This is a genomic window from Rhizobium sp. CF080 (assembly GCF_000282095.2).
Taxonomy (GTDB): Bacteria; Pseudomonadota; Alphaproteobacteria; order Rhizobiales; family Rhizobiaceae; genus Neorhizobium.
In genome coordinates, this window is record NZ_AKKC02000002.1 from 73,021 (window position 1) to 94,496 (window position 21,476).

The 21,476-nt window shown below is 61.9% G+C and carries 17 protein-coding genes; 5 read left to right on the forward strand and 12 right to left on the reverse strand.

Annotated features, from left to right (window positions below; all coding sequences use genetic code 11):
• Positions 1–93: 93 nt before the first annotated feature.
• The 3 genes from PMI07_RS01560 to PMI07_RS01565 all read right to left on the reverse strand — a co-directional run bounded on the left by PMI07_RS01560 (position 94) and on the right by PMI07_RS01565 (position 3,606).
• Positions 94–1,929: a methyl-accepting chemotaxis protein gene (locus PMI07_RS01560; protein WP_007759422.1), complete on the reverse strand. Its 1,836-nt coding sequence runs from the start codon at positions 1,927–1,929 to the stop codon at positions 94–96.
• A 217-nt stretch (positions 1,930–2,146) separates the two neighbouring features.
• Positions 2,147–2,284 (reverse strand): hypothetical protein, encoded by a 138-nt coding sequence (locus PMI07_RS35275; protein ID WP_007759420.1) that lies wholly within the window; start codon positions 2,282–2,284, stop codon positions 2,147–2,149.
• A 140-nt stretch (positions 2,285–2,424) separates the two neighbouring features.
• Positions 2,425–3,606, reverse strand: coding sequence for an NAD(P)/FAD-dependent oxidoreductase (locus tag PMI07_RS01565; protein WP_007759418.1), 1,182 nt, complete (start codon positions 3,604–3,606; stop codon positions 2,425–2,427).
• Between the two features lie 125 nt (positions 3,607–3,731).
• Between PMI07_RS01565 and PMI07_RS01570 the strand changes: the two genes are divergently transcribed.
• The 5 genes from PMI07_RS01570 (at position 3,732) to edd (ending at position 10,677) form a co-directional block, all read left to right on the forward strand.
• Positions 3,732–5,171 carry a glutamine synthetase family protein gene (locus PMI07_RS01570; protein ID WP_024163476.1) on the forward strand — a complete coding sequence of 480 codons (1,440 nt, stop codon included), beginning with the start codon at positions 3,732–3,734 and terminating at the stop codon, positions 5,169–5,171.
• Positions 5,172–5,181: 10 nt separating this feature from the next.
• Complete coding sequence (locus tag PMI07_RS01575; RefSeq protein ID WP_007756817.1) at positions 5,182–6,483, forward strand: FAD-binding oxidoreductase; 1,302 nt, start codon at positions 5,182–5,184, stop codon at positions 6,481–6,483.
• A gap of 102 nt (positions 6,484–6,585) precedes the next feature.
• Positions 6,586–8,058, forward strand: a complete 1,473-nt coding sequence (gene zwf, locus PMI07_RS01580; protein ID WP_007756818.1) for a glucose-6-phosphate dehydrogenase — start codon at positions 6,586–6,588, stop codon at positions 8,056–8,058.
• Between the two features lie 5 nt (positions 8,059–8,063).
• Positions 8,064–8,762 carry a 6-phosphogluconolactonase gene (gene pgl / locus PMI07_RS01585; RefSeq protein WP_007756820.1) on the forward strand — a complete coding sequence of 233 codons (699 nt, stop codon included), beginning with the start codon at positions 8,064–8,066 and terminating at the stop codon, positions 8,760–8,762.
• 97 nt (positions 8,763–8,859) lie between these two features.
• A complete protein-coding gene (edd, locus tag PMI07_RS01590; protein ID WP_007756822.1) occupies positions 8,860–10,677 on the forward strand; it encodes a phosphogluconate dehydratase in 1,818 nt (605 codons plus the stop codon).
• An 83-nt stretch (positions 10,678–10,760) separates the two neighbouring features.
• On the opposite strand, the gene PMI07_RS01595 is transcribed toward edd, so the two are convergent.
• The 9 genes from PMI07_RS01595 to PMI07_RS01635 form a co-directional block, all read right to left on the reverse strand.
• Entirely contained in the window at positions 10,761–11,117 is a 357-nt protein-coding gene (locus PMI07_RS01595; RefSeq protein ID WP_007756824.1) for a hypothetical protein, read from the reverse strand.
• Positions 11,118–11,295: 178 nt separating this feature from the next.
• Positions 11,296–12,384, reverse strand: coding sequence for a sn-glycerol-3-phosphate ABC transporter ATP-binding protein UgpC (gene ugpC, locus PMI07_RS01600; RefSeq protein WP_007756825.1), 1,089 nt, complete (start codon positions 12,382–12,384; stop codon positions 11,296–11,298).
• Positions 12,385–12,402: 18 nt separating this feature from the next.
• On the reverse strand, positions 12,403–14,058 hold the full coding sequence (locus PMI07_RS01605) for an alpha-glucosidase family protein (protein ID WP_007756826.1): 1,656 nt from the start codon (positions 14,056–14,058) through the stop codon (positions 12,403–12,405).
• 29 nt (positions 14,059–14,087) lie between these two features.
• On the reverse strand, positions 14,088–15,248 hold the full coding sequence (locus PMI07_RS01610; protein ID WP_007756827.1) for a carbohydrate ABC transporter permease: 1,161 nt from the start codon (positions 15,246–15,248) through the stop codon (positions 14,088–14,090).
• Between the two features lies 1 nt (position 15,249).
• Positions 15,250–16,263 (reverse strand): sugar ABC transporter permease, encoded by a 1,014-nt coding sequence (locus PMI07_RS01615; RefSeq protein WP_007756833.1) that lies wholly within the window; start codon positions 16,261–16,263, stop codon positions 15,250–15,252.
• A gap of 92 nt (positions 16,264–16,355) precedes the next feature.
• Positions 16,356–17,717 carry an ABC transporter substrate-binding protein gene (locus tag PMI07_RS01620; protein WP_007756834.1) on the reverse strand — a complete coding sequence of 454 codons (1,362 nt, stop codon included), beginning with the start codon at positions 17,715–17,717 and terminating at the stop codon, positions 16,356–16,358.
• 138 nt (positions 17,718–17,855) lie between these two features.
• Positions 17,856–18,755: a bifunctional methylenetetrahydrofolate dehydrogenase/methenyltetrahydrofolate cyclohydrolase FolD gene (gene folD, locus PMI07_RS01625; protein WP_007756836.1), complete on the reverse strand. Its 900-nt coding sequence runs from the start codon at positions 18,753–18,755 to the stop codon at positions 17,856–17,858.
• A 120-nt stretch (positions 18,756–18,875) separates the two neighbouring features.
• Positions 18,876–20,633 carry an LPS biosynthesis protein gene (locus PMI07_RS01630; RefSeq protein WP_024163477.1) on the reverse strand — a complete coding sequence of 586 codons (1,758 nt, stop codon included), beginning with the start codon at positions 20,631–20,633 and terminating at the stop codon, positions 18,876–18,878.
• A gap of 95 nt (positions 20,634–20,728) precedes the next feature.
• Positions 20,729–21,373 carry a hypothetical protein gene (locus PMI07_RS01635; protein WP_024163478.1) on the reverse strand — a complete coding sequence of 215 codons (645 nt, stop codon included), beginning with the start codon at positions 21,371–21,373 and terminating at the stop codon, positions 20,729–20,731.
• Positions 21,374–21,476 lie beyond the last annotated feature (103 nt).

Genomic DNA, 21,476 nt, shown 5'->3' on the forward strand with positions numbered 1-21,476 from the left:
GGCCTGCTGCGGCTTACCGGCAGACGTAAAACGACAAGGGGCGGCATCGCTGCCACCCCCCAAGATTGGTTCCGGTCGATCGACCGGCACAGCTTATGCAGCGCGAGAGTAACCGGAGCGACCGTCCGCATCGATACGGAACTGCTGGACCAGTTCAAGCAGGGCATCCGCTTCGCCCGCAAGGCGTCGGCTGGATTCGGCGGTTTCGCCGACCATGGCGCCGTTCTGCTGGGTCATCTGGTCCATACGGTTGACGGAATTGTTGATGTTTTGCAGTGCGGCCGACTGATCCTGGCTGGCTGTGGCGATCATTTCCACATGCTGGCTGACGCCAGTGATCTGCCGGCTGATCGCCGCCAGCACCTCACCCGCCTGCTGGACGAGGCCGGCACCGGCGCCGACTTCCCGGCTCGACTGGGTGATCAGGTCCTTGATCTCCTTGGCGGCTCCGGCGGAACGCTGCGCCAGTTCCCGGACTTCCTGCGCCACGACAGCAAAACCCTTACCTGCCTCGCCGGCACGGGCCGCCTCGATGCCGGCGTTGAGCGCCAGGAGGTTGGTCTGGAAGGCGATGTCGTCGATCACCTCGATGATCAGCTCGATCTTGCCCGAAGCTTCCTCGATGCGTCCCATGGCCGCGACCGCGTTGCTGACCACGCTGCCCGAACTGTCGGCACTCTTCTTGGTGAGCGCCACGGCCTGGTTGGCCTCGCGGGCGAGTTCGGCCGATGAACGAACCGTCGCGGTGATCTCGTCGACGGAAGCGGCCGTTTCTTCGAGGGAAGCTGCCTGAGTTTCCGTCCTGCGCGAAAGCTCGGTCGAGGAATGGCTGAGGTCGGTACTGCTCTTCTGGATGGAGAGCGTGCTTAGGCGAATATGGGAAAGCGTATCACGCAGCCGGACGATGGAGCCGTTGAAGTCGCTGCGCAACTGCTCCAGCCGACCCGAGAACGGCGTCTCGATCGTACCCGACAGATCGCCCTGAGCCAGGCGGGCCAAGGCCGCACCCAGCTCGCTGACGGCTGTATCTATCTGGCGGTCGACACGCTGCTTTTCGGCGTCGTTGCGGTGGCGCTCGGCTTCCGCTTCGGCGCGATCCTCGGCGCTGCGGCTTTCCATCAGCCGTTTCTCGCGGGCAGCATCCCGGAAGACTTCCAAGGCGCGGGCGATATTACCGAATTCGCTGCGGCGCTCGGCAAAGGGAATTTCCGTAGCCTCATTACCCTCAGCCAGCGACCGCACCGTGCCGGTCAGAACGCCGAGTGGCCGGAGCAGCATTCGAAGCGCGAAGAGGCTTGCGAGACCGACCACCAGGAGAGCGGCAAGCGACGTGCCGACGACGATTTTGCCCAAGGTGGCGATATGGGCGAAATAGACTTCCATCGGAATGCCGATGAAGAGCAGGCCGGTGACGCCATTCGAAGCATTGGTGATCGGGAAATAGCCCGTCATGAAATCCTTGCCGAACAAAACTGCCGGACCGAAATAGGCCTCGCCGCGCGCCAGGAACGGCTGCGCCGGGTGTTCCGCGGCCAGCTTTGTGCCGACGGCCCGCTCGCCTTTTTCCGTCTTCAGATTGGTCGAGACCCGGACATAGTCGCTGCCCTTCTTTTCGAACAGGGTCGCAACACCGCCGATGGCACTCGCGGTGCGATCGACCATGTCGTGATCTTTCAGCGCACCCTCGCCCTGGCTGACACTGATGATCGCGCCGTCACGGATTTCGCTCTTGGCACCATCCATCTCCAAATCGTAAAGCAGGCTCATGGTGCGTATCGCCTTGCGGGCATCGTCCGCCGCCGAGCGCATGATATCGCCGCGCAGATAGGTATAGGTGAGACCACCGACGGCCATCACCGCAACAAAGATCATAAAGAGGCATAGAAGAACGATCCGGGATACGACGGATGACGGCAGGATTTTGATCATGAAGGCCAGCTTCCCCGCAACTAAGAACTGACCGAGTATCGCTGGCGGAAGTGAAAACTTACTAAATTTGAATGTAATAAAATACAGATGCCATTGAGGCACGAAGCACGCACAAACCTGAGGCCGGAGGTTCGCAAATCAAAATGCCAGCGCTCCGCGAGCGTGGCTGAAGACCGCCGCCATTCAGGCGCACGGCGAGATCAAAGAGCGGGGGCTCCTAGAAAAAAAGCGTCGGAAGCGCGAGGAGCGCAGCCGTTGCACCGATGGCGATCGCCAGAAAACGGAGACGAATGAGCTTCTGGTTATCCTGAACCTTAGCGATTGCTATTGCACGGGCACGGCTGGATTTCTGCATGGAAACGGCACTCCAAGGCAAGTTGCTCTGGCGCTTCAGCCGCCACCGGCAGGAAGCGCATGCCGCTTTAAACCATAGGATTTAGCTGGCATTAAGGCAGGATGGCTGGCGCACATTAACAAGTGCTGAATCAACCTATACTACAAAGCCTCCCCACAAACATGGCCCGAGGCCCAGGCCCATTGGAAATTGTAACCGCCGAGCCAGCCGGTCACGTCGACGCATTCGCCGATGAAATAAAGGCCGGGCACCGCCTTGGCCTGCATGGTCTTCGAGTCCAGTTCGGACGTGTCGATGCCGCCGAGCGTTACCTCGGCCGTCCGATAACCTTCGGATCCGGCGGGCTTGATCGCCCAGTTCTGGATGGAGGCTGCCAGGCCCTCGATCGCCTTGTCGGAAAGATCGGCAAGATGAGCGGTCAGGCCACGCGCTTCGACGAAGAATTGCGCCAGCCGTTTCGGCAGCACTTCCGCCAGCACCGTCTGCGCCGCCTGGCGACCGTTGACCTTGCGGGCGGTCTTGAGCATCGCTGCGATATCGAGATCGGGCTCGATGACAAGCGCTACGTCGTCGCCTTCCCGCCAGTAAGACGAAATCTGCAGGATCGACGGACCGCTCAAGCCCCGGTGGGTGAAAAGCAGAGCCTCGCGAAAACCCGTCCTGCCGTGGCGGACCTCGGCCGGCACCGCGATGCCGGAGAGCGGCGAGAGCTTTTCGAGCAGGTTCGGATCGAGCGTCAGCGGCACCAGCGCCGGACGGGTCTCGACGATCTTCAAGCCGAACTGCCTGGCGATATCGTAGGCAAAGCCGGTGGCCCCCATCTTGGGGATCGACTTGCCGCCGGTGGCGACCACCACGGATCCCACTTCCACTGGCCCGTCGGTGGTAGCGATGCGGAAGCCATCGGACGTCTTTTCGAGCGACGTGATCTGTTTCTGCAGCTCGAGCACCACGTTCGCCGCCTTCATCTCGGACAGCAGCATGCGGATGATATCCTTGGCGCTATCGTCGCAGAAGAGCTGGCCGAGCGTCTTTTCATGCCAGGCGATACCGTGGCGTTCGACCATGTCGAGAAAATCGCGGGGCGTGTACCGGGCGAGCGCCGATTTGGCGAAATGCGGATTGGCGGAGAGATAGTTCTTCGCAGTCGCATGGATATTGGTGAAATTGCAGCGGCCGCCGCCGGAAATGCGGATCTTCTCGCCCGGCGCCTTGGCATGGTCGAGCACGAGCACCGACCGACCGCGCCCGCCCGCCCGGATGGCGCACATCATGCCCGCCCCGCCGGCGCCCAGAACCACCACGTCGAATTTCCGCGTCACCGCATGCTCCTTGTTTCGATATCTGCTTTTTCGATCGGCAACTCAAAGTCAATGGCGTCTCCCCCTCGCCATTCGCCAATCCGTGGTTATGATGGAACATTCGATCAACCTCACCCCGATGTGTCATGCCGCGCAAAAAAACCGCTCCCGCCCTCGCAACCGGCACCGTGGCGAAAGCCGCGACTGCCCAGCCGACGCTCACTTCGCTCAGAGGCGTCGCGGACTGGCGGGAGGCCGCCGCGTGGCTTCGGGCTCGAGGGATAGAGGATATCGAGTGCATCACGCCCGATCTCGCCGGCGTGCCGCGCGGCAAGATGATGCCCTCTTCGAAGTTCACCTCGAATACCTCGCTGGCACTGCCGTCCGCCCTCTACCGGCACACCATTTCCGGCGAATACCCCGAGGAGACCGGCACATTCCGCTACGAGCCGCGCGACAGCGACCTGAAGCTGGTGCCTGATCTTTCGACCCTGGCGGTGGTGCCCTGGGAAACCGACCCAACCGCGCAGGTGATCTGCGACATCGTCGATACCGAGGGCAAGGCGGTTCCCTATACGCCGCGCAACGTCCTGAAGAACATCCTCAAGCTCTATGAGGAGCGAGGCTGGAAACCGGTCGTGGCGCCGGAAATCGAATTCTACCTCGTCGCCAAGAACGACGACCCGGATTATCCGCTGCATCCGCCGAAGGGTCGGTCCGGCCGCTCCATTCTCGGCGGCCAGGGCTATTCGATCGCCGGCATCAACGAATTCGACGAGCTGATCGACGACATCTACCATTTTTCGGAAAAGCAGGGTCTCGAGATCGATACCCTGATCCACGAGGAGGGCCCGGCGCAGCTCGAGATCAACCTGCGCCACGGCGACCCGATCGAACTCGCCGACCAGGTGTTCATGTTCAAGCGTACCATCCGCGAGGCGGCCCTGAAACACGGCATCTACGCGACGTTCATGGCCAAGCCCATGCAGGGCCAGGCGGGCTCGGCAATGCACATCCACCAGTCGGTGGTCGACATCAAGACCGGCAAGAACGTCTTCTCGAACCCGGACGGCTCGGCTTCCAAGGAGTTTTTCCACTTCATCGGCGGCATGCAGACCTATGTGCCGAAGACGCTCGCCATGATGGCGCCCTATGTGAACTCCTACCGCCGCCTGACGCCCGACATGTCGGCACCGGTCAACAATGCCTGGGGCTACGATAATCGGACCACCGCCTTCCGCGTGCCGGTCTCGGATGCGAACGCCCGCCGCGTCGAAAACCGCCTGCCGAGCTCGGACGCCAATCCCTATCTGGCGCTCGCGGCCTCGCTCGGCTGCGGCCTGCTCGGCATCATGAACGCGATCGAGCCGGGACCGCCGACCGAGGATACAGCCAACGAGGGGTCGATCGAACTGCCGCGCGGCCTGCTCGAAGCCGTGTCGCTGCTCGAATCCGATCCGGCGCTCGCCGGCGTCTTCAGCTCTGAATTCATCGGCCTCTATGCCGGCGTCAAACGCGGCGAATTCGAGACTTTCATGCAGGTTATCAGCCCCTGGGAGCGGGAATTCCTGCTTCTCAACGTGTGAGGGCTGCTCCTTGGATGAATGGCAGAGCCCGATCGCGCCGGGGATTTCCTGGTATCAGGCAACAGTCCGCGAGCGGCCGACCTATCCGGCGCTCGACGGATCGAAATCGGTCGATGTGGCGATCGTCGGCGGCGGCTATACCGGCCTGCAGGCAGCCTACAATCTGGCAAAAGCCGGCATTTCCGTCGCGCTGATCGAGGCAAACCGCTTCGGCGACGGGGCGTCCGGCCGCAATGGCGGACAGATGGGCACCGGGCAGCGCTGGGCGCCGGAGGATCTTGAAAAGGAGATCGGCTACGAGCGATCCAAGGCGCTGTTCGACATGGCCGAGAGCGCCAAGCGGCACCTTCTCGACTTTGCCGAGGCCCACGGCATCGACATCGACTACATACCGGGTCAGATGAACGTCTCCCACAGACAAGGCCATGAGAAGGATTACCGGGCGACCGCCGAGATCGCTGCGGAGCGCTACGGTTATCCGCACATCTCCTTCATGGACGGCCGGGAGACCGCTGAGCGGCTCGGCACCAAAGACTATTATTACGGCGTGCGCGACACCGGCACCGGCCATATTCATCCGCTGAAACTGCTGGTCGGGCTTGCCCGCACGGCGCAGGCGGCGGGAGCGCAGATTTTCGAGATGACCAGCGCGACGGGCATCGAAAAAACAAGAAACGGACCGGGCGGCAAGATTCTGGTCCGGACACCCAAGGGCACCCTGACTGCCGACCGCGTCCTGATCGCCACTAACGCCTATATCGGCAATCTGGAGCCGGTCACAGCCGCCCATATCATGCCGATCGGCTCCTTCATCGCCGCGACTGCGCCGCTCGACGATTTTCCCGGCATCATCCCCGGCGGCGAGGCCGTCGCTGATTCGCGGTTCGTGGTACGCTATTTCCGCAAGAGCCGGGACAACCGGCTGCTGTTCGGCGGCCGCGAGGTCTATACGTCGAGCAACCCGGCAGACACTGCAAATGCCATCCGCAAGCAGATAGTCGACACCTATCCGGCGCTCAAAGACGTTGAAATCACCCATGCCTGGGGCGGAAATGTCGGGATCACCATGCCGCGCCAGCCCTTTGTGCGCGAAGTCATGCCGGGGGTCACGTCGATCGGCGGTTATTCCGGTCATGGCGTGATGCTGTCAAACTATTGTGGCAAGCTTTATGCTGATATGGTCGGCGGCAAGGCGACGGATCTCGACCACCTCGCCGCACTCAAAATTCCTGCCTTCCCAGGCGGGCGTCACATGCGGACCCCACTGCTTTTCCTTGCTCTCACGTGGTTTGCGCTGCGGGACAGGCTCTGACAAGGCAAGGTTCCTAACACACTTCGGAAGCCAATTCGGGCTAGCGTTTTTAAATCGATTAGAATAAGTATGCACCCAACTATGCAGGACGAAAGAACAGCGATGAGCAGCCAGATCATCCCAGTTGAAGCCTTTGATTGTATCGTGTTCGGTGGTACCGGCGACCTTGCGGAACGCAAGCTCCTTCCGGCACTCTACCACCGGCAAATCGAGGGTCAGTTCACCGAGCCAACCCGTATCATCGGCGCCTCGCGCAGTGCGCTTTCACATGAGGATTACCGCAAGTTCGCCCAGGATGCTCTGAAAGAGCATCTGAAGAAGGGCGAATACGACGAGGCGGAAGTCCAGAAATTCCTCCAGCGGCTCTATTACGTCTCGGTCGACGCCAAGGCCGATGGGGGCTGGGCCGAACTCAAGAAGCTGCTCGAGGACGGCAAGGAGCGCATCCGTGTTTTCTACCTCGCCGTCGCCCCGGGCATTTTCGGTGCAATCTCGGAAAAGATCCGCGACCACAAGCTGATCACCAAATCGACCCGCATCGTCGTCGAAAAGCCGATCGGCCGCGATCTTGCCTCGGCGCTCGAACTTAACGACACGATCGGACGGGTGTTCAAGGAAGAGCAGATTTTCCGCATCGACCACTATCTCGGCAAGGAGACGGTGCAGAACCTGATGGCGCTGCGCTTCGCCAATGCGCTCTACGAGCCGCTGTGGAACGCCGATCACATCGATCACGTGCAGATCACCGTCGCCGAAGCGGTCGGCCTCGAAGGCCGCGCCGGCTATTACGACACGGCCGGAGCGCTGCGCGACATGGTGCAGAACCACATCCTGCAGCTCCTCTGCCTTGTCGCCATGGAAGTGCCCTCCTCCATGAATTCGGAATCCGTGCGCGACGAAAAGCTCAAGGTGCTACGCGCGCTGAAGCCGATCACCGAGGCCAATGTCGAGCAGATGACGGTGCGCGGCCAGTACCGCGCCGGCGCATCCGCGGGCGGCCCGGTCAAGGGCTATCTCGATGAGCTCGAAGGCGGCGTTTCCAACACTGAAACCTTCGTCGCCATCAAGGCCGAGATCGGCAACTGGCGCTGGGCCGGCGTGCCCTTCTACATCCGCACCGGCAAGCGGCTCGCAGCCCGCATGTCCGAGATCGTCATCACCTTCAAGCCGATTCCGCACAATATCTTCGATGCCGCCGCCGGCCGCATATCAGCCAACCAGCTGATCATCCGCCTGCAGCCGGACGAAGGCGTCAAGCAGTCGCTGATGATCAAGGACCCCGGCCCGGGCGGCATGCGGCTGCGCAATGTCTCGCTCGACATGAGCTTTGCGGAAGCCTTCTCGGTGCGCAATCCGGATGCCTACGAGCGGCTGCTGACCGACACGATCCGCTCCAACCAGACGCTGTTCATGCGTCGCGACGAAGTGGAAGCCGCATGGCACTGGGTCGATCCGATCCTCAAAGGCTGGGAAGCGGCCGGCCAGCAGGTGCAGGGTTATACCGCCGGCACATGGGGACCGAGCCAAGCCATCGCCCTCATCGAGCGCGACGGCCGCACATGGCATGAAGGTTGACGGCCATGACCGTGAATACGCATGAATTCTCCGATGCCGCAGCCCTCGCCGCCAGTCTGGCGGACGAGGTTGCAGCACAGCTTGAAACCGCGATCCGCGACCGGGGCATCGCCTCGATCGCTGTCTCGGGCGGTTCGACCCCGAAGAAGTTCTTCGAGGCGCTGGCGACCCGCGATATCGACTGGGGCAAGGTTTCGGTGACGCTGGTCGACGAACGTTTCGTGCCGGCAGACAGCCCGCGTTCAAACCACCTTCTGGTTTCGACGCATCTTCTGAAGGATAAGGCGGCCGCGGCGAAGTTCATCCCGCTCTACTACGAAGCGCCCTCGATCGAGGACGCTGCGGTGATCGCAACGGACAAGACCTCCAGCATCGGCCAACCCTTCGATGTGGCGATCCTCGGCATGGGCGGCGACGGCCACACGGCTTCGTTCTTTCCGCATGGGAACAACCTCGCCCGGGCGCTCGACCTTTCCGGCCCGCGCGGCGTGCTGACCATGCAGGCGGAAGGTGCGGGCGAAGAGCGGCTGACCTTCTCGTTCGCCAGCCTTTCGGACGCCCGTTTTCTGGCGCTGCATATCGAAGGCCAGGGCAAGAAGGACGTGCTCGAAACAGCAAAGGCCGGATCCGACGAAACCGACATGCCGGTCCGCGCCGTGCTCAATCGCGCCGCCTCACCGCTGCAGATTTTCTGGGCGCCCTAAAGCGCCGACTTTTCAACACGAGCAATCCCGGTGGCTTAGGGCCCTTCCGAAGGTCCTGCCCCTCCCAAGCCGGGGTTGAGCACAAGAGGACAAGACCATGGCCGCCCATTCCAGCATCGAGGCAATCACCGCCCGTATCGTCGAACGCTCGAAACCCCATCGCGAAGCCTATCTCGACCGCGTTCGACGGGCGGCCACGCGGGGTCCGCACAGATCGACGCTCTCCTGCGGCAATCTCGCCCACGGATTTGCGGTCTGTTCCCCCGCCGAGAAGGACGCGCTCGCAGGAGACGTCGTTGCGAACCTCGGCATCATCACCGCCTATAACGACATGCTCTCGGCGCATCAGCCCTACGAGACCTTCCCGTCGATCATCCGCGAGGCGGCGCGGGAAGCCGGCGGCATCGCGCAGGTCGCCGGCGGCGTGCCGGCCATGTGCGACGGCGTCACCCAAGGCCAGCCGGGCATGGAGCTGTCGCTGTTCTCGCGCGATGCGATTGCCATGGCAGCCGGCATCGGCCTGTCGCACAATATGTTCGACGCGGCCGTCTTCCTCGGCATTTGCGACAAGATCGTGCCGGGGCTCGTCATCGCGGCGCTGAGCTTCGGCCACCTGCCCTCCGTCTTCATTCCTGCCGGCCCGATGACCACGGGACTTCCGAACGACGAAAAGTCGCGCATCCGCCAGCTGTATGCGGAGGGCAAGGTCGGCCGCGCCGAACTGCTCGAAGCGGAATCGAAGTCCTATCACGGCCCCGGCACCTGCACCTTCTACGGCACCGCCAATTCCAACCAGATGCTGATGGAGATCATGGGTTTTCACATGCCCGGGGCTTCCTTCGTCAATCCGGGCACGCCGCTGCGCGAAGCGCTGACCCGCGAGGCGGCCAAGCGGGCGCTGGCGATCACCGCGCTCGGCAACGAATTCACGCCGGCCGGCGAGATGATCGACGAGCGTTCGGTGGTCAACGGCGTCGTCGGCCTGCATGCGACCGGCGGTTCGACCAACCACACGCTCCACCTCGTTGCCATGGCGCGCGCGGCCGGCATCCTGCTCACCTGGCAGGATATTTCGGAGCTTTCGGATGTCGTGCCGCTGCTTGCCCGCGTCTATCCGAACGGGCTTGCCGACGTGAACCATTTCCACGCCGCCGGCGGCATGGGTTTCCTGATCAAGCAGCTCCTGAAGACCGGCATGGTGCATGACGACGTGCGCACCGTCTTCGGTCAGGGCCTTGAAGCCTATACGGTGGAGGCGAAGCTCGACGCCAATGGCGCCGTCTTCCGCGAGTCCACCCCGAATGAGAGCGGCGACCTCAAGGTTCTGGCGCCGATCGAGACCCCCTTCCAGTCGAATGGCGGCCTCAAGATGCTCAAGGGCAATCTCGGAAAGGCGGTCATCAAAATCTCGGCCGTCAAGCCCGAGCGTCACATCATCGAGGCGCCGGCGGTTGTCTTCCACGACCAGCAGGGGCTGCAGGACGCCTTCAAGCGCGGCGAACTCAACAAGGATTTCATCGCCGTCGTGCGCTTCCAGGGGCCGAAGGCGAACGGCATGCCGGAGCTGCATCGCCTCACCCCGCCGCTCGGCGTGCTCCAGGACCGCGGCTTCAAGGTGGCTTTGGTCACTGACGGTCGGATGTCGGGCGCCTCGGGCAAGGTGCCCGCGGCAATCCACATCACCCCGGAAGCCTCGGACGGCGGGCCAATCGCCAAGATCAAGGACGGCGACATGATCCGCCTCGATGCGGTAACCGGCACGCTGGAAGTGCTGGTGGATGCCGCCGAATTTGCAGCCCGCACGCCGGTCGTCGTGGATCTTTCCGACAACGAATTCGGCATGGGCCGCGAACTCTTCGCTCCCTTCCGACGCCATGTCGGCACGGCAGATATGGGCGCCAGCGTCTTTGCGTGAACGAGGCGATGTGCGTTAACAAGACAAACAAGCAGGGCGGCCAACCCAATGGCCGCCCTGTTTGTTTCAAACCATGAATCTTGTTACCAGGAGCGGATATCCAGCGTCCGGTCGCGATGGTTCGGGTGGGTCGAGAATACGAAGATGCGGTCCAGTTCCTTCTTTGTGAGCAGAGACAGGAAACGGACCTCGATCGTGTTGTTGGCGTTGGTGCGCATCAGCAGGCAGCCGACCTTGGAAATGCGGGCATCCGGAATATCGAGATAGAACTGCTTCGGCAGATTATACTGTGTCAGGATGCCGAGAACGGCGCCGCTCATCGAGATGCGGATGACGTCGCAGCGGCGCTGCGCCATGTTCATCACGCCGTTTTCCGTATATTCGATACGCGCCGCGTTCATCGTGTCTTCCATCTTGAACCGGGCTTCCCGGTCGTACATGAAAGACTCTTCCTTATTCAAAAAGTGATTTTTGTTACCTGGTGCCGCGCTCACGACATCCCTCCATTTCTTTACAGGAGAAAGCTAGCCGGCGAAATTTAACAGAGAGTTTTGGAGTCCCAAATCAGGACAACTCCAAATGCAAATCGCAAAATCATGGTAAACAGGCCGTTACCCCTCAAATGGCATAGGTCCTACCTTCTGCATTGAAAAGATGCAGTTTCTTAAGGTCTGCTGAAAAGCGCATGGTGTCGCCTTTCTTAACCTGCAGAATGCCCGGGATCTTGGCAATGATCGGCTCGTGATCGGCCAATCCTTCGACGTAAAGCAGCGTCACTTCGCCGAGCGCCTCGATGATCGCGATCTGGCCCTCGAAAAGATAGTCTTCGCCGGACGCGATCGACAAGTCTTCGGGCCGTACGCCAAAACTGGCGGCCTTGCCTTTTTCCGCAGCCGCAGTCGGCACCGGCACGCGCACCGATTTTCCGCCCTTCAGCGACACCGTGGTCGCTTCGCCGGTCTCCGTCACGGTGGCCGGGATGATGTTCATCGCCGGCGAGCCGATGAAGCCCGCGACGAAGAGGTTTTGCGGGCGCTCGTAAAGTTCGAGCGGTGCACCGACCTGTTCGATGCGGCCGGCCGACAACACAACGATGCGGTCGGCGAGCGTCATCGCCTCCACCTGGTCGTGGGTGACGTAGACCATCGTCGTGTCCGGCATCGAATCCTTGAGCTTGGCGATCTCGATGCGGGTCGCGACGCGAAGTGCTGCGTCGAGGTTGGAGAGCGGTTCGTCGAACAGGAAGACCTTCGGATTGCGGCAGATGGCGCGGCCGATGGCGACGCGCTGGCGCTGCCCGCCGGATAGCGCCTTCGGCAGGCGGTCGAGATAGGGTGTAAGCTGGAGAATGTCTCCCGCCGCACGCACGCGGCGGTCGATCTCGTCCCGACTTTCCTTGGCGATCCGCATGCCGAAAGCCATGTTGTCGTAGACCGTCATATGCGGATAAAGCGCGTAGGACTGGAAGACCATGGCAATCCCGCGCCGCGACGGCGGCACCTCGTTGACGAGTTGGCCGTCGATGAACATCTCGCCGCCGGTGATGCTTTCAAGCCCGGAGATCATCCGCAGCAGCGTGGACTTGCCGCAGCCGGACGGCCCGACAAACACCACGAACTCGCCCTGGGTGATCTCCAGGTCGATACCGTGCAGCACCTTCACCTGGCCATAGGCCTTGCGGATATCCTTCAGAATGACGCCAGCCATGATTCCTCCCCTTTATCGTTATGCGTGATGGGCGAAGAACGCCCCCCAGGCCGGTAGTTCCACTCGCCTGCCTTCCAGCCCGCTTTCGAAGCCGTGGCCGGTCAGCACTTCCCAATCGCCGGCCGGCAGCTCGCTTGCCGTCTCCGCCGCGCTCATGTTGAACAGGCAGAGCACCGTCTCGTTGCCGTACAGGCGCTTGTAACCGAGCACCGCACCGTCTTCGGCCAGGAACTCGATGTCGCCCTTGGCAAGGGCCGGGTGCTGCTTGCGGAAGGCAAGGAAGCGGCGGTACTGCTCCAGCACCGAGGCCGGATCGCCATATTGGGCACCCACGGCCCGAAGCTGATGCTCGACCGGTATCGGCAGCCAGGTTCTCTCCGCCGTGGAGAAGCCTGCCTGTAGCGCCTGGCTGTCCCAGACCATCGGGGTGCGACAACCGTCGCGGCCCTTGAATTCCGGCCAGAACTGAATGCCGTAGGGGTCCTGAAGATCGGCATAGGCGATATCCGCCTCAGTCAGTCCCAGCTCCTCGCCCTGATAGATGCAGACCGAGCCGCGCTGGGACATCAGGATGGCGGATGCCATCTTGGCGTAGCCGTCGCGATCGAGAACATCGTGGCCCCAGCGGCTGACATGGCGCACCACGTCGTGGTTCGAGAAGGCCCAGCAGGCCCAACCATCGGGTGCTGCGACCGAGAACGCTTTCTGTACCTCGGACACGCGCGCCGGCGTCAGCGGATCGGGCGCCAGGAATTCGAACGCGTAGCACATCTGCATCTTGTCGTTGCCGGACGTGTATTCGCCGACGATTTCCAGCCCGCGCTGGCTGTCGCCGACTTCGCCGACGGCGGCGATCGCCGGAAACTCGTCGAGCACGGCGCGGAAGCGCCGCAGGAATTCCAGGTTTTCCGGGCGGTTCTTGTCGTAGAGATGCTCCTGGAAGTTATAGGGGTTCACGGCCGGCGCGGTGGAGGCGTTGCGGCGCGAGGGATCGAGCGCCGGGTTATCGCGCAGGTCCTTGTCGTGGAAATAGAAGTTGATCGTGTCGAGACGAAAACCGTCGACGCCGCGCTTCAGCCAGAAACGGGTCATGTCGAGCAGAGCATCCTGGACCTCCGCATTGTGCAGGTTGAGATCCGGCTGCGATGTCAGGAAGTTGTGCATGTAATATTGCATGCGGGTCGGATCCCAGGCCCAAGCCGATCCACCGAAGATCGACAGCCAGTTGTTGGGCGGCGTGCCGTCCGGCTTCGCATCGGCCCAGACATACCAGTCGGCCTTGGGGTTGAAGCGACTGGACCGGCTCTCGATGAACCAGGCATGCTGGTCGGAGCTGTGCGACATGACGAGGTCGATCATCACCTTGATGCCGAGCCGGTGCGCCTCGGAAATCAGACCGTCGAAATCCGACAGCGAACCGAACATCGGATCGACATCCGTATAGTTCGAGACGTCGTAGCCGAAATCCCGCATCGGCGACGGGAAGAAGGGTGAGATCCAGATCGCGTCCGCGCCGAGCGCTGCCACATGCGGCAGGCGGGCGGTAATGCCCTTCAGATCGCCGATGCCATCGCCGTTCGAGTCCTGATAGGAGCGCGGGTAAATTTGATAAATGACCGCCCCACGCCACCAGTCCTTGTCCGGTGCTGCGGGAGCTTCTGCGGAAACGCTCATTCAAAAATCCTGTTGTCGTTCGATGTTGATCATCCGCCTTTGACGGAGCCAGCGAGCAAGCCGCGAACCAAATACCGCTGCAGGGCGAAAAAGACGATAATCGGCACGACGATTGTTATGAAGGCCGAAGCCGTCAGGATTTCCCACTTTCCACCCATGGAGCCGAGAAGCGCGTTCAGGGCGCCGGTGAGGACCAATTGATCCTTGCCGGTGCCGAGGAAGACCATGGCGACAAGAAGGTCGTTCCATGTCCACAGGAACTGGAAGATCGAGAAGGATGCGAGCGCCGGGAATGACAGCGGCAGGATGATCTTGACGAAGATCTCGAAATCGCTGGCGCCATCGACGCGGGCGGATTCGATGATTTCCCTTGGCAGGCCGGCAATGTAGTTGCGCAGAAGATAGATCGCGAGCGGCATGCCGAAGGCGGAGTGGGCAAGCCAGATGCCCGCATAACTGCGCGAAGGCACGCCAAAGAAACTGCCGATCTCGTTATACATCTTCAGCAGCGGAATGAGCGACATCTGCAGGGGCACGACGATCAGCCCAACCACCAGGGCGATGATCAGGGCCCGCCCGGGAAACTCCATCCAGGACAGGGCGTAGGCTGCAAAGGCGGCGATCAGGATGGGAATAATGGTCGCGGGAACTGCGACCGTCAGCGAATTGACGAAGGACTGGCCAATGCCTTGGGAGGTCAGCACCGTGCGGTAATTTTCAGTGGTGAAGGATGGCGGCGTCGCGACGGAGAGGTAAACGCGCTTGCCGCGCCCGGCCTCGAACGGCGCATTCTTGGAATAGGTATAACTGCCGTCTTCGTTGATGGTCAGCGTCTCGCCGTCGCCGATATCGGCGGCCTTTCCAACCGCAAACTCCGTCGGAGCGGCAACGCGGGTGCCGAAGGCGCGCACGGTGCCACCCTTCCCTCCTTCGAAGACCGAACCAGAAATGACGTAAGTCGCGCCATTCTGCTTGGCGGTCGAGGCCTCCCCGAGGCGGGCGGCGCTCGTTTCGGCAGCGCCCGTGAAGGCCGTCCACCAGCCCGACGCGGTGATCTGGCCTGCTTCGCGAAAGGAAGTGACGAGGATGCCGAGCGTCGGGATGAGCCAGATGATGCAGATGACGAGGACGGAGAGGTGAACCACGAGGCGCGGAAGGCCTATGCGACGGAGGCTTGCTGCTGCGCGCATCTCAATGGCCTCCCATTTCCTTGTTCGCCTGGCGGATGTTCCAGATCATGATCGGGGTGACGGCCGCCATGATGATCAGCGCGATGACCGCACTTCGGCCGCTATCGCCCCCGCCGCGGAACATCCAGTCGAACATCAGGTTTGCGAGGACCATGGTGTTCCACTGGCCGTTGGTCATGGTCAGCACGATATCGAAGACCTTGAGCACGAGAATGGTGATCGTCGTCCAGACGACGGCGATCGTGCCCCAGATCTGCGGCACCATGATCTTCCAGAATATCTGCCAGCCACTGGCGCCGTCGATGACCGCCGCCTCGATGGTCTCCTCGGGGATGCCGCGAAGGGCCGCCGACAGGATGACCATGGCAAAGCCCGTCTGAATCCAGACGAGGATCGCCATCAGGAAAAAGTTGTTCCAGAAGGGCAACGAGATCCACACCTGCGGAGAGCCGCCAATGGCCTGCACGATGGCGTTGAGGAGGCCGATCTGCGTTTCGCTGCCGCCGCGATATTCGTAGATAAACTTCCAGATGACCGAGGCGCCGACGAAGGAAATCGCCATCGGCATGAAGATCAGGCTTTTGGCGATATTGCCCCACCAGATGCGGTCGGTCAGCACCGCGATGACGAGGCCGAAGAAGGTGCAGGCTGCAGGCACCACGGCGAGCCAGAGGATGTTATTGAAGATGGACTGGCGGAACTGCGCGTCCTGGATGGCCCAGCGATAATTCGCGAGACCGACGAAATTGCCGCCCGACCGGTCGTAGAAGGAGAGGATGAAGGTCGCGACCACCGGGTAGACCAGATAGACGAGCAGCAGGATCAGCGCTGGGCCGAGAAACAACCAGGGACGCACCATGGCGCGGCGGTTGAGATTGACCGAGGCGGCGCGGACATTGTCCACCGGAACGGGAAAGACGGCTTGCAGGATCTTATCGGAGAGCCAGTAATATAAAGCACAGACGAAAACGCCGGCGATCACGACGCCGACGGCTGAAACGATCTGCGATATCATCCCTCTCCCCTTTTCACCGTTTTATGCGTAGCTTTTGATTGTACCGCGCCGGTGTCCGGCGCGGTCGTAATTCGAGAACCTATGGGGCAGGCTTATTTCAAACCGTCCCATGCCTTCTGGATGTCGGTCCCCACGGTCTTTGCATCCTTGCCGCCGACGTAATCGACCATGCCGGTCCAGAATGCGCCGGCGCCGATCTTGCCAGGCATCAGGTCGGAGGCGTCGAAGCGGAAGGTCGTGGCGGTGGTCAGAAGTTCGCCCTGCTTCTTCAGCACTTCATTGGCATAAGCATTCGGATTGGCACCCTTGAAGGGCGTCAGGAACGATGACTGTGCCATCCAGACCTCGTGGGCGATCGGAGTCTTGAGGAATTCGATAAAGGCCTTGGCGGCCGGCGAATCCTTGGTGATGGCAAACATCGTACCGGCGCCAAGGACCGGCGTTCCGAGTTCCGGCTTCGAAGCATAGGTGGGCAGGTAGAAGAAGTCGGCATCGGTGCCGAGCTTCGTACCCGGCGGGAAGAAGGACGGCACGAAGGATGCCTGGTGATGCAGGTAGCATTTCGGCGGAATGCCGAAGAGGCCCTTCGGGCTGTCGCGGAAGTCGGTTGAGGACACGGCAGCGACGCCACCGCTCACGTATTTTGGATTCTTGGCGAACTTGCCGAATTCGTCGATCGCGCCAACGACAGCCGGATCATTGAACTTGACCTCGTTGCTCACCCACTTGTCGTAGACGTCAGGCTTCTGGGTGCGCAGCATCATGTCCTCGACCCAGTCGGTCGCCGGCCAGCCCGTTGCGCCGCCGGAGCCGAGACCGATGCACCACGGAACGCCGCCGTCCTTGACGATCTGATCACTGAGCTTGATCAGGTCCTCCATGGTCTTCGGAACCTCGTAATCCGCCTCCTCGAAGTTCTCGGGCACATACCAGACCATGGATTTGAAATCGGCCTTGAAGGGGAAGCCGAAATAGGCCTCCTTGCCGTCCTTGCCCTTGTAGGTGCCGTAACGGATCCAGTCTTCGCCCGAGCCGTAATTGGTCTTGACCCAGTCGGAGTTCTCCTGGCCGAGCGAAGTCAAGAAACCCTTGGCGGCAAGATCGGCCAGGAGGCCAGGCTGCGGAATGATGGCGACGTTCGGTGGAGAACCGGCCTGCGTGTCGATGACGATCTGCTGTTCGTAGTTTTCCGAGGAGGAATAGCGGCCGTTGATGCCGGTCGCAGCGTTGAAATAGGCTAGAACGCTGTTGAAGAGTACCTCGTCCTCGCCGCGCCAGGGGCCGAAAAGCGTCAGGCTCTGCCCCTTGAGATTGGCGTGGGAAGCCTTGAAATCCTCATAACTCTTCCAGGTAAATTTCGAATCCTGGCCGGGCGCGAATTTCAGCTCCTGGGCGACAGCGCCACCGGCTACGAGCGCTGCCAGCGCCGTACCGATCCAAAATGATGCCTTCATGAAATAATCCTCCCGTTGTCCCGGCTTTTGCTACCTTGCCGGGAGTTCACAACATGGGAGAGATTTAACGCTCTCGCGGAGGAGTCAACCCCTGCGCAAGCGGCGTGGAACAAATGAAAAAATCCGTCCGCCCAGAACTCAGAATCTGGGTGCAGTTTTGCCCGCCGTGCGATAGGCGGCGATCACGGTGTTGGCCATCAGCATGGCTATCGTCATCGGGCCGACGCCGCCCGGAACCGGGGTGATGGCACCGGCAACTTCGGCGGTTTCCGCATAGGCCACGTCGCCGACCAGCCGGGTCTTGCCCTCGCCCTTGTCGGGAGCGGCCACGCGGTTGATGCCGACGTCGATGACGGTGGCGCCGGGCTTCACCCAATCGGCCTTGACCATCTGCGGGCGGCCGACGGCAGCCACCAGGATATCGGCACCACGGCAGACGCCGGCGAGATCCTTCGTCTTCGAATGCGCCATGGTGACCGTCGCATTGGCTGCCAGGAGCAGCAGCCCCATCGGCTTGCCGAACAGATTGGAACGGCCAATCACGACGGCGTTGAGGCCCGAAAGGTCGCGGCCATGTATACGGTTGACAAGCAGCATGGCGCCGGCCGGAGTGCAGGAGATAAGGCCGGTCTCCAGGTCGCCGGTGGCGATCTTGCCGGCGTTGACGACATGCAGGCCGTCGACATCCTTTTCCGGAGAGACCGACAGGATCACCGGCTCGGCATTCAGGTGCTTCGGCAGCGGAAGCTGCACCAGGATGCCGTGGATGGACGGATCGGCATTGAGCTCAACCACCAGCTTTTCCAGCGTTTCCTGGGTCGTGTCTTCGGACAGGCTGTGCTGGATCGAGTTGAAGCCGCACTGCTTGGCCATCTTGCTCTTGGAACTGACATAGGCGTGGCTTGCCGGATCGTCGCCGACGATGACGACTGCAAGGCCCGGCTTCACGCCGGTTTCCTTCTCGAGCGAACCCGATGCCTCGGTCACGGCGGCGATCACGGATGCTGCCGCCTCTTTACCATCGATCACCACAACCATGCGCACCTCCCGCTGGAAACCGCCTCCAATGTATACATGGAGCATCTTTTGAATTTGTCCGCCAACGCCCTATGCTGGTCGCAGACAGCAAATGCAAGCGGATTCGATGTCGCAGGTCTGTTATCCTCGGGAGGCGTTCCGGCGGGCTGAATACACCTGCACCCGTTCGCGCAGTTCCGCGATATGGCGACGGAGCTCGCGGAGCTCTTCCGCCTTGCGGATCTCTTCCGGCGAGTGAACCGGGCGACGAGGCGCGTTATAGGAGGGCGCATAGGCAGGCATATCGGCGAGACGGCCGGCCATGACGGCCGCGACCAGCGGAGGGATCTCGACCTCCTGTGCCGGACGGCGATTGGCCATCAGGACTTCGCGGATGTGATCGGCAAGCGGGCTGTCGTTGGCCGGAGCCGGATGGCGCGGACGCCAGGACTGCTGCGGCTCGTAGACGGGCTGGTCATAGATCCGACGATCATCCTCGCCAAAGAAGTCCTGCTCGTCCAGGTGTTCCGCCAGCAGGTCCCGATCGACAATCTGCGCGGGCTCGTCCAGGAGATCCAGCTCATCCGCCAAGATTGTCTGCACGCGTCTGCGACGGGTCAGGAAGGCAAGTGCGACACCGAGGCCAAAACCGATCAGGGCTCCGATGCCCGAAACTGCGGCTAGCGAAGGACCAAGGGTCGCAGCCGCTGCTGCTGCGGCCGGAACCAGAACGCTCACCTTGGCCGTCGATGCCTTGGTCTCGGAACCATGGAGCGCGTCGAGATAATTGCGCCGCGCCTCGTCGACCGCAGCATCGAGGGTCTTCAGCCGCGCTGCGGAATCGGCGATTTCCTTGTCGTCGGGCTTTTTCGCCTGTTTCGCCTTGAGGTCGGCAAGACGCTTGGCGGCCGCAGTTTCCTGCTGGCGAAGCGAGGTGCCAAGCTGTTTCAGCGCCTCCTGAATGTCGTTTTTCACATCCGTCAGCGCGGCTTGCGCCGCAGCCAGCCGAGGGTGACGCGGGCCGAGATCGCTGGAAAGCTGGTCGACGGCAAGCTTTGCCTCGACATGCCTCTGCCGCTGATAGTCGAGGCCGGTATATTCGAGACTGTCCGGCAAGGGCTTGTTCAGCACATCCGAAAGCTTCATGACAGACGCCTGGGCCGCCTTCTGCCTCAGTTCGCCAAGCTGCGCCGTCGCCTGGTTTATCTCCGCCGTGAGCTGCTGTCCGTCGCCCTCGGTCCTGCGAAGCTCGGCGAGTTTCTGCTCGTCCGTCTCGGCGATGAAGCCGGAAAGGGCGGCTTGCGCATGTTCGAGCGTCTGGCGCAGCTTCTCCACCACCGGTGCGGAGGACTTCGTGCCGGAGACGGCGATTTCATCGTGGAAAGTATCGCCGAGCATGTTGGCGATGCGGGCCGCCTCATCCGGCTGTTCCGCCGTGACGGAGATCATCAGTTGGCCGGTACTGCGGTCGTAACTGGTGACGATCGCCTGGGAAAGCCTTTCGCGCAGCCGGTTTTCTGCCTCTGACACGGTCATCGCCTCACCCGAAACGATATCGGACACGACCCTGACGACGCTCGGGCGGTCAACGGCAAACTCGCTGTCGCGACCGAGATTCAAGGCGCGGATGACATTGTCGAGATTGGCCTTGGAGCGCAGCGCAGCAGCGGCCGTGTTGATCGTGCCCTCGCCTGCCGCCTCGATCTTCAGCCGGGTTTCGGCGCTGAATTTATCCGGAACCGTCTCGACGAACAGCAGAGGCAACACCGCGCCCACCAGCGTGAGAGCGCTGATCCTGAGGGCAGCGGATCGCAATCCCGCGAACACGGAAACCGCGCCGGCGAGCTGCGCTGCCGGTTCGGGGTTTCGGTCGTCTTCGATTTTCGCCGACTGATACATGGGATGACCACGCTAATCTGGTGCTGCCGGCATCCCGCGGGCAGCCCTCTGATTAAGGCAGTCTAAAATTTCATGGCAAAGAAAGGGTTAACTCGTCAGGCGAAAGACGGTTTCGGCGACGGGGCCGTCGAATTGCGCACCGAGCGCGCCGGCTTGCCCTGGATGAAGGCGGATAGCCCAGATCCGGTCATGACCACCAGTCCGGTGCGGACCGAAGCGAGCCGACGCTCGATCCGCCGCTCCTGGGCAAGGCTTGCCGCATCGACGAGGATGAGGTCAAAACGCCGCGAGATGTCCTGGTCAAGCGCGATCACCGCCACGTCGTGCCAGGGCGCATGGCGGGCGAAATGCTCGCGCAACGCTTCGATGCGTCCGGTATCCTCGCCAGCTATGCCGATGCGGTGGCCTCTTTCCAGGAAGCTCAGCAGCGCCGGCACAAAGGTCCCGGCCGAAAAAAGCACCGGAGTCGGTTTCTCATGCCGCGCCTTGGCGAAGATGCTGAAGGCGCGGCCGCCACCCGGCAGGAGCAACCTGCGACCCAACTGACCGCGATAGGCAGGATCGACCATCTGGCGGAAAGCCGTCCGCTCGTCCAGGAAGCCAAGCGTCGTGCGATTGCCGCGCAGCGCGATCAGGCTCTCCACGAGGCTGAGCGCAGCGTTCCATCCGAGATCGCAGACACGCTGTCCGAACAGCGTCCGGGGTGACGCGGATGCCAGGAAGTCTCCGGATGCGTTCATCGATGCGCTCCAAGGGGCCAAGACCTATTCTTCCCCAAGGTCTAACAGCGCGCCCTGAAATCGCCTTTAAATCGATCGGTAAAATGCGAGCGATCCCCGCATT

Bases quoted from the DNA above. Each gene is read 5' to 3' on its own strand.
- PMI07_RS01560 (WP_007759422.1), bottom strand. From the start codon at position 1,929: ATGATCAAAATCCTGCCGTCATCCGTCGTATCCCGGATCGTTCTTCTA.
- PMI07_RS35275 (WP_007759420.1), bottom strand. From the start codon at position 2,284: ATGCAGAAATCCAGCCGTGCCCGTGCAATAGCAATCGCTAAGGTTCAG.
- PMI07_RS01570 (WP_024163476.1), top strand. From the start codon at position 3,732: ATGCCGCGCAAAAAAACCGCTCCCGCCCTCGCAACCGGCACCGTGGCG.
- zwf (WP_007756818.1), top strand. From the start codon at position 6,586: ATGAGCAGCCAGATCATCCCAGTTGAAGCCTTTGATTGTATCGTGTTC.
- pgl (WP_007756820.1), top strand. From the start codon at position 8,064: ATGACCGTGAATACGCATGAATTCTCCGATGCCGCAGCCCTCGCCGCC.
- edd (WP_007756822.1), top strand. From the start codon at position 8,860: ATGGCCGCCCATTCCAGCATCGAGGCAATCACCGCCCGTATCGTCGAA.
- PMI07_RS01595 (WP_007756824.1), bottom strand. From the start codon at position 11,117: ATGTACGACCGGGAAGCCCGGTTCAAGATGGAAGACACGATGAACGCG.
- ugpC (WP_007756825.1), bottom strand. From the start codon at position 12,384: ATGGCTGGCGTCATTCTGAAGGATATCCGCAAGGCCTATGGCCAGGTG.
- PMI07_RS01605 (WP_007756826.1), bottom strand. From the start codon at position 14,058: ATGAGCGTTTCCGCAGAAGCTCCCGCAGCACCGGACAAGGACTGGTGG.
- PMI07_RS01610 (WP_007756827.1), bottom strand. From the start codon at position 15,248: ATGCGCGCAGCAGCAAGCCTCCGTCGCATAGGCCTTCCGCGCCTCGTG.
- PMI07_RS01615 (WP_007756833.1), bottom strand. From the start codon at position 16,263: ATGATATCGCAGATCGTTTCAGCCGTCGGCGTCGTGATCGCCGGCGTT.
- PMI07_RS01620 (WP_007756834.1), bottom strand. From the start codon at position 17,717: ATGAAGGCATCATTTTGGATCGGTACGGCGCTGGCAGCGCTCGTAGCC.
- folD (WP_007756836.1), bottom strand. From the start codon at position 18,755: ATGGTTGTGGTGATCGATGGTAAAGAGGCGGCAGCATCCGTGATCGCC.
- PMI07_RS01630 (WP_024163477.1), bottom strand. From the start codon at position 20,633: ATGTATCAGTCGGCGAAAATCGAAGACGACCGAAACCCCGAACCGGCA.
- PMI07_RS01635 (WP_024163478.1), bottom strand. From the start codon at position 21,373: ATGAACGCATCCGGAGACTTCCTGGCATCCGCGTCACCCCGGACGCTG.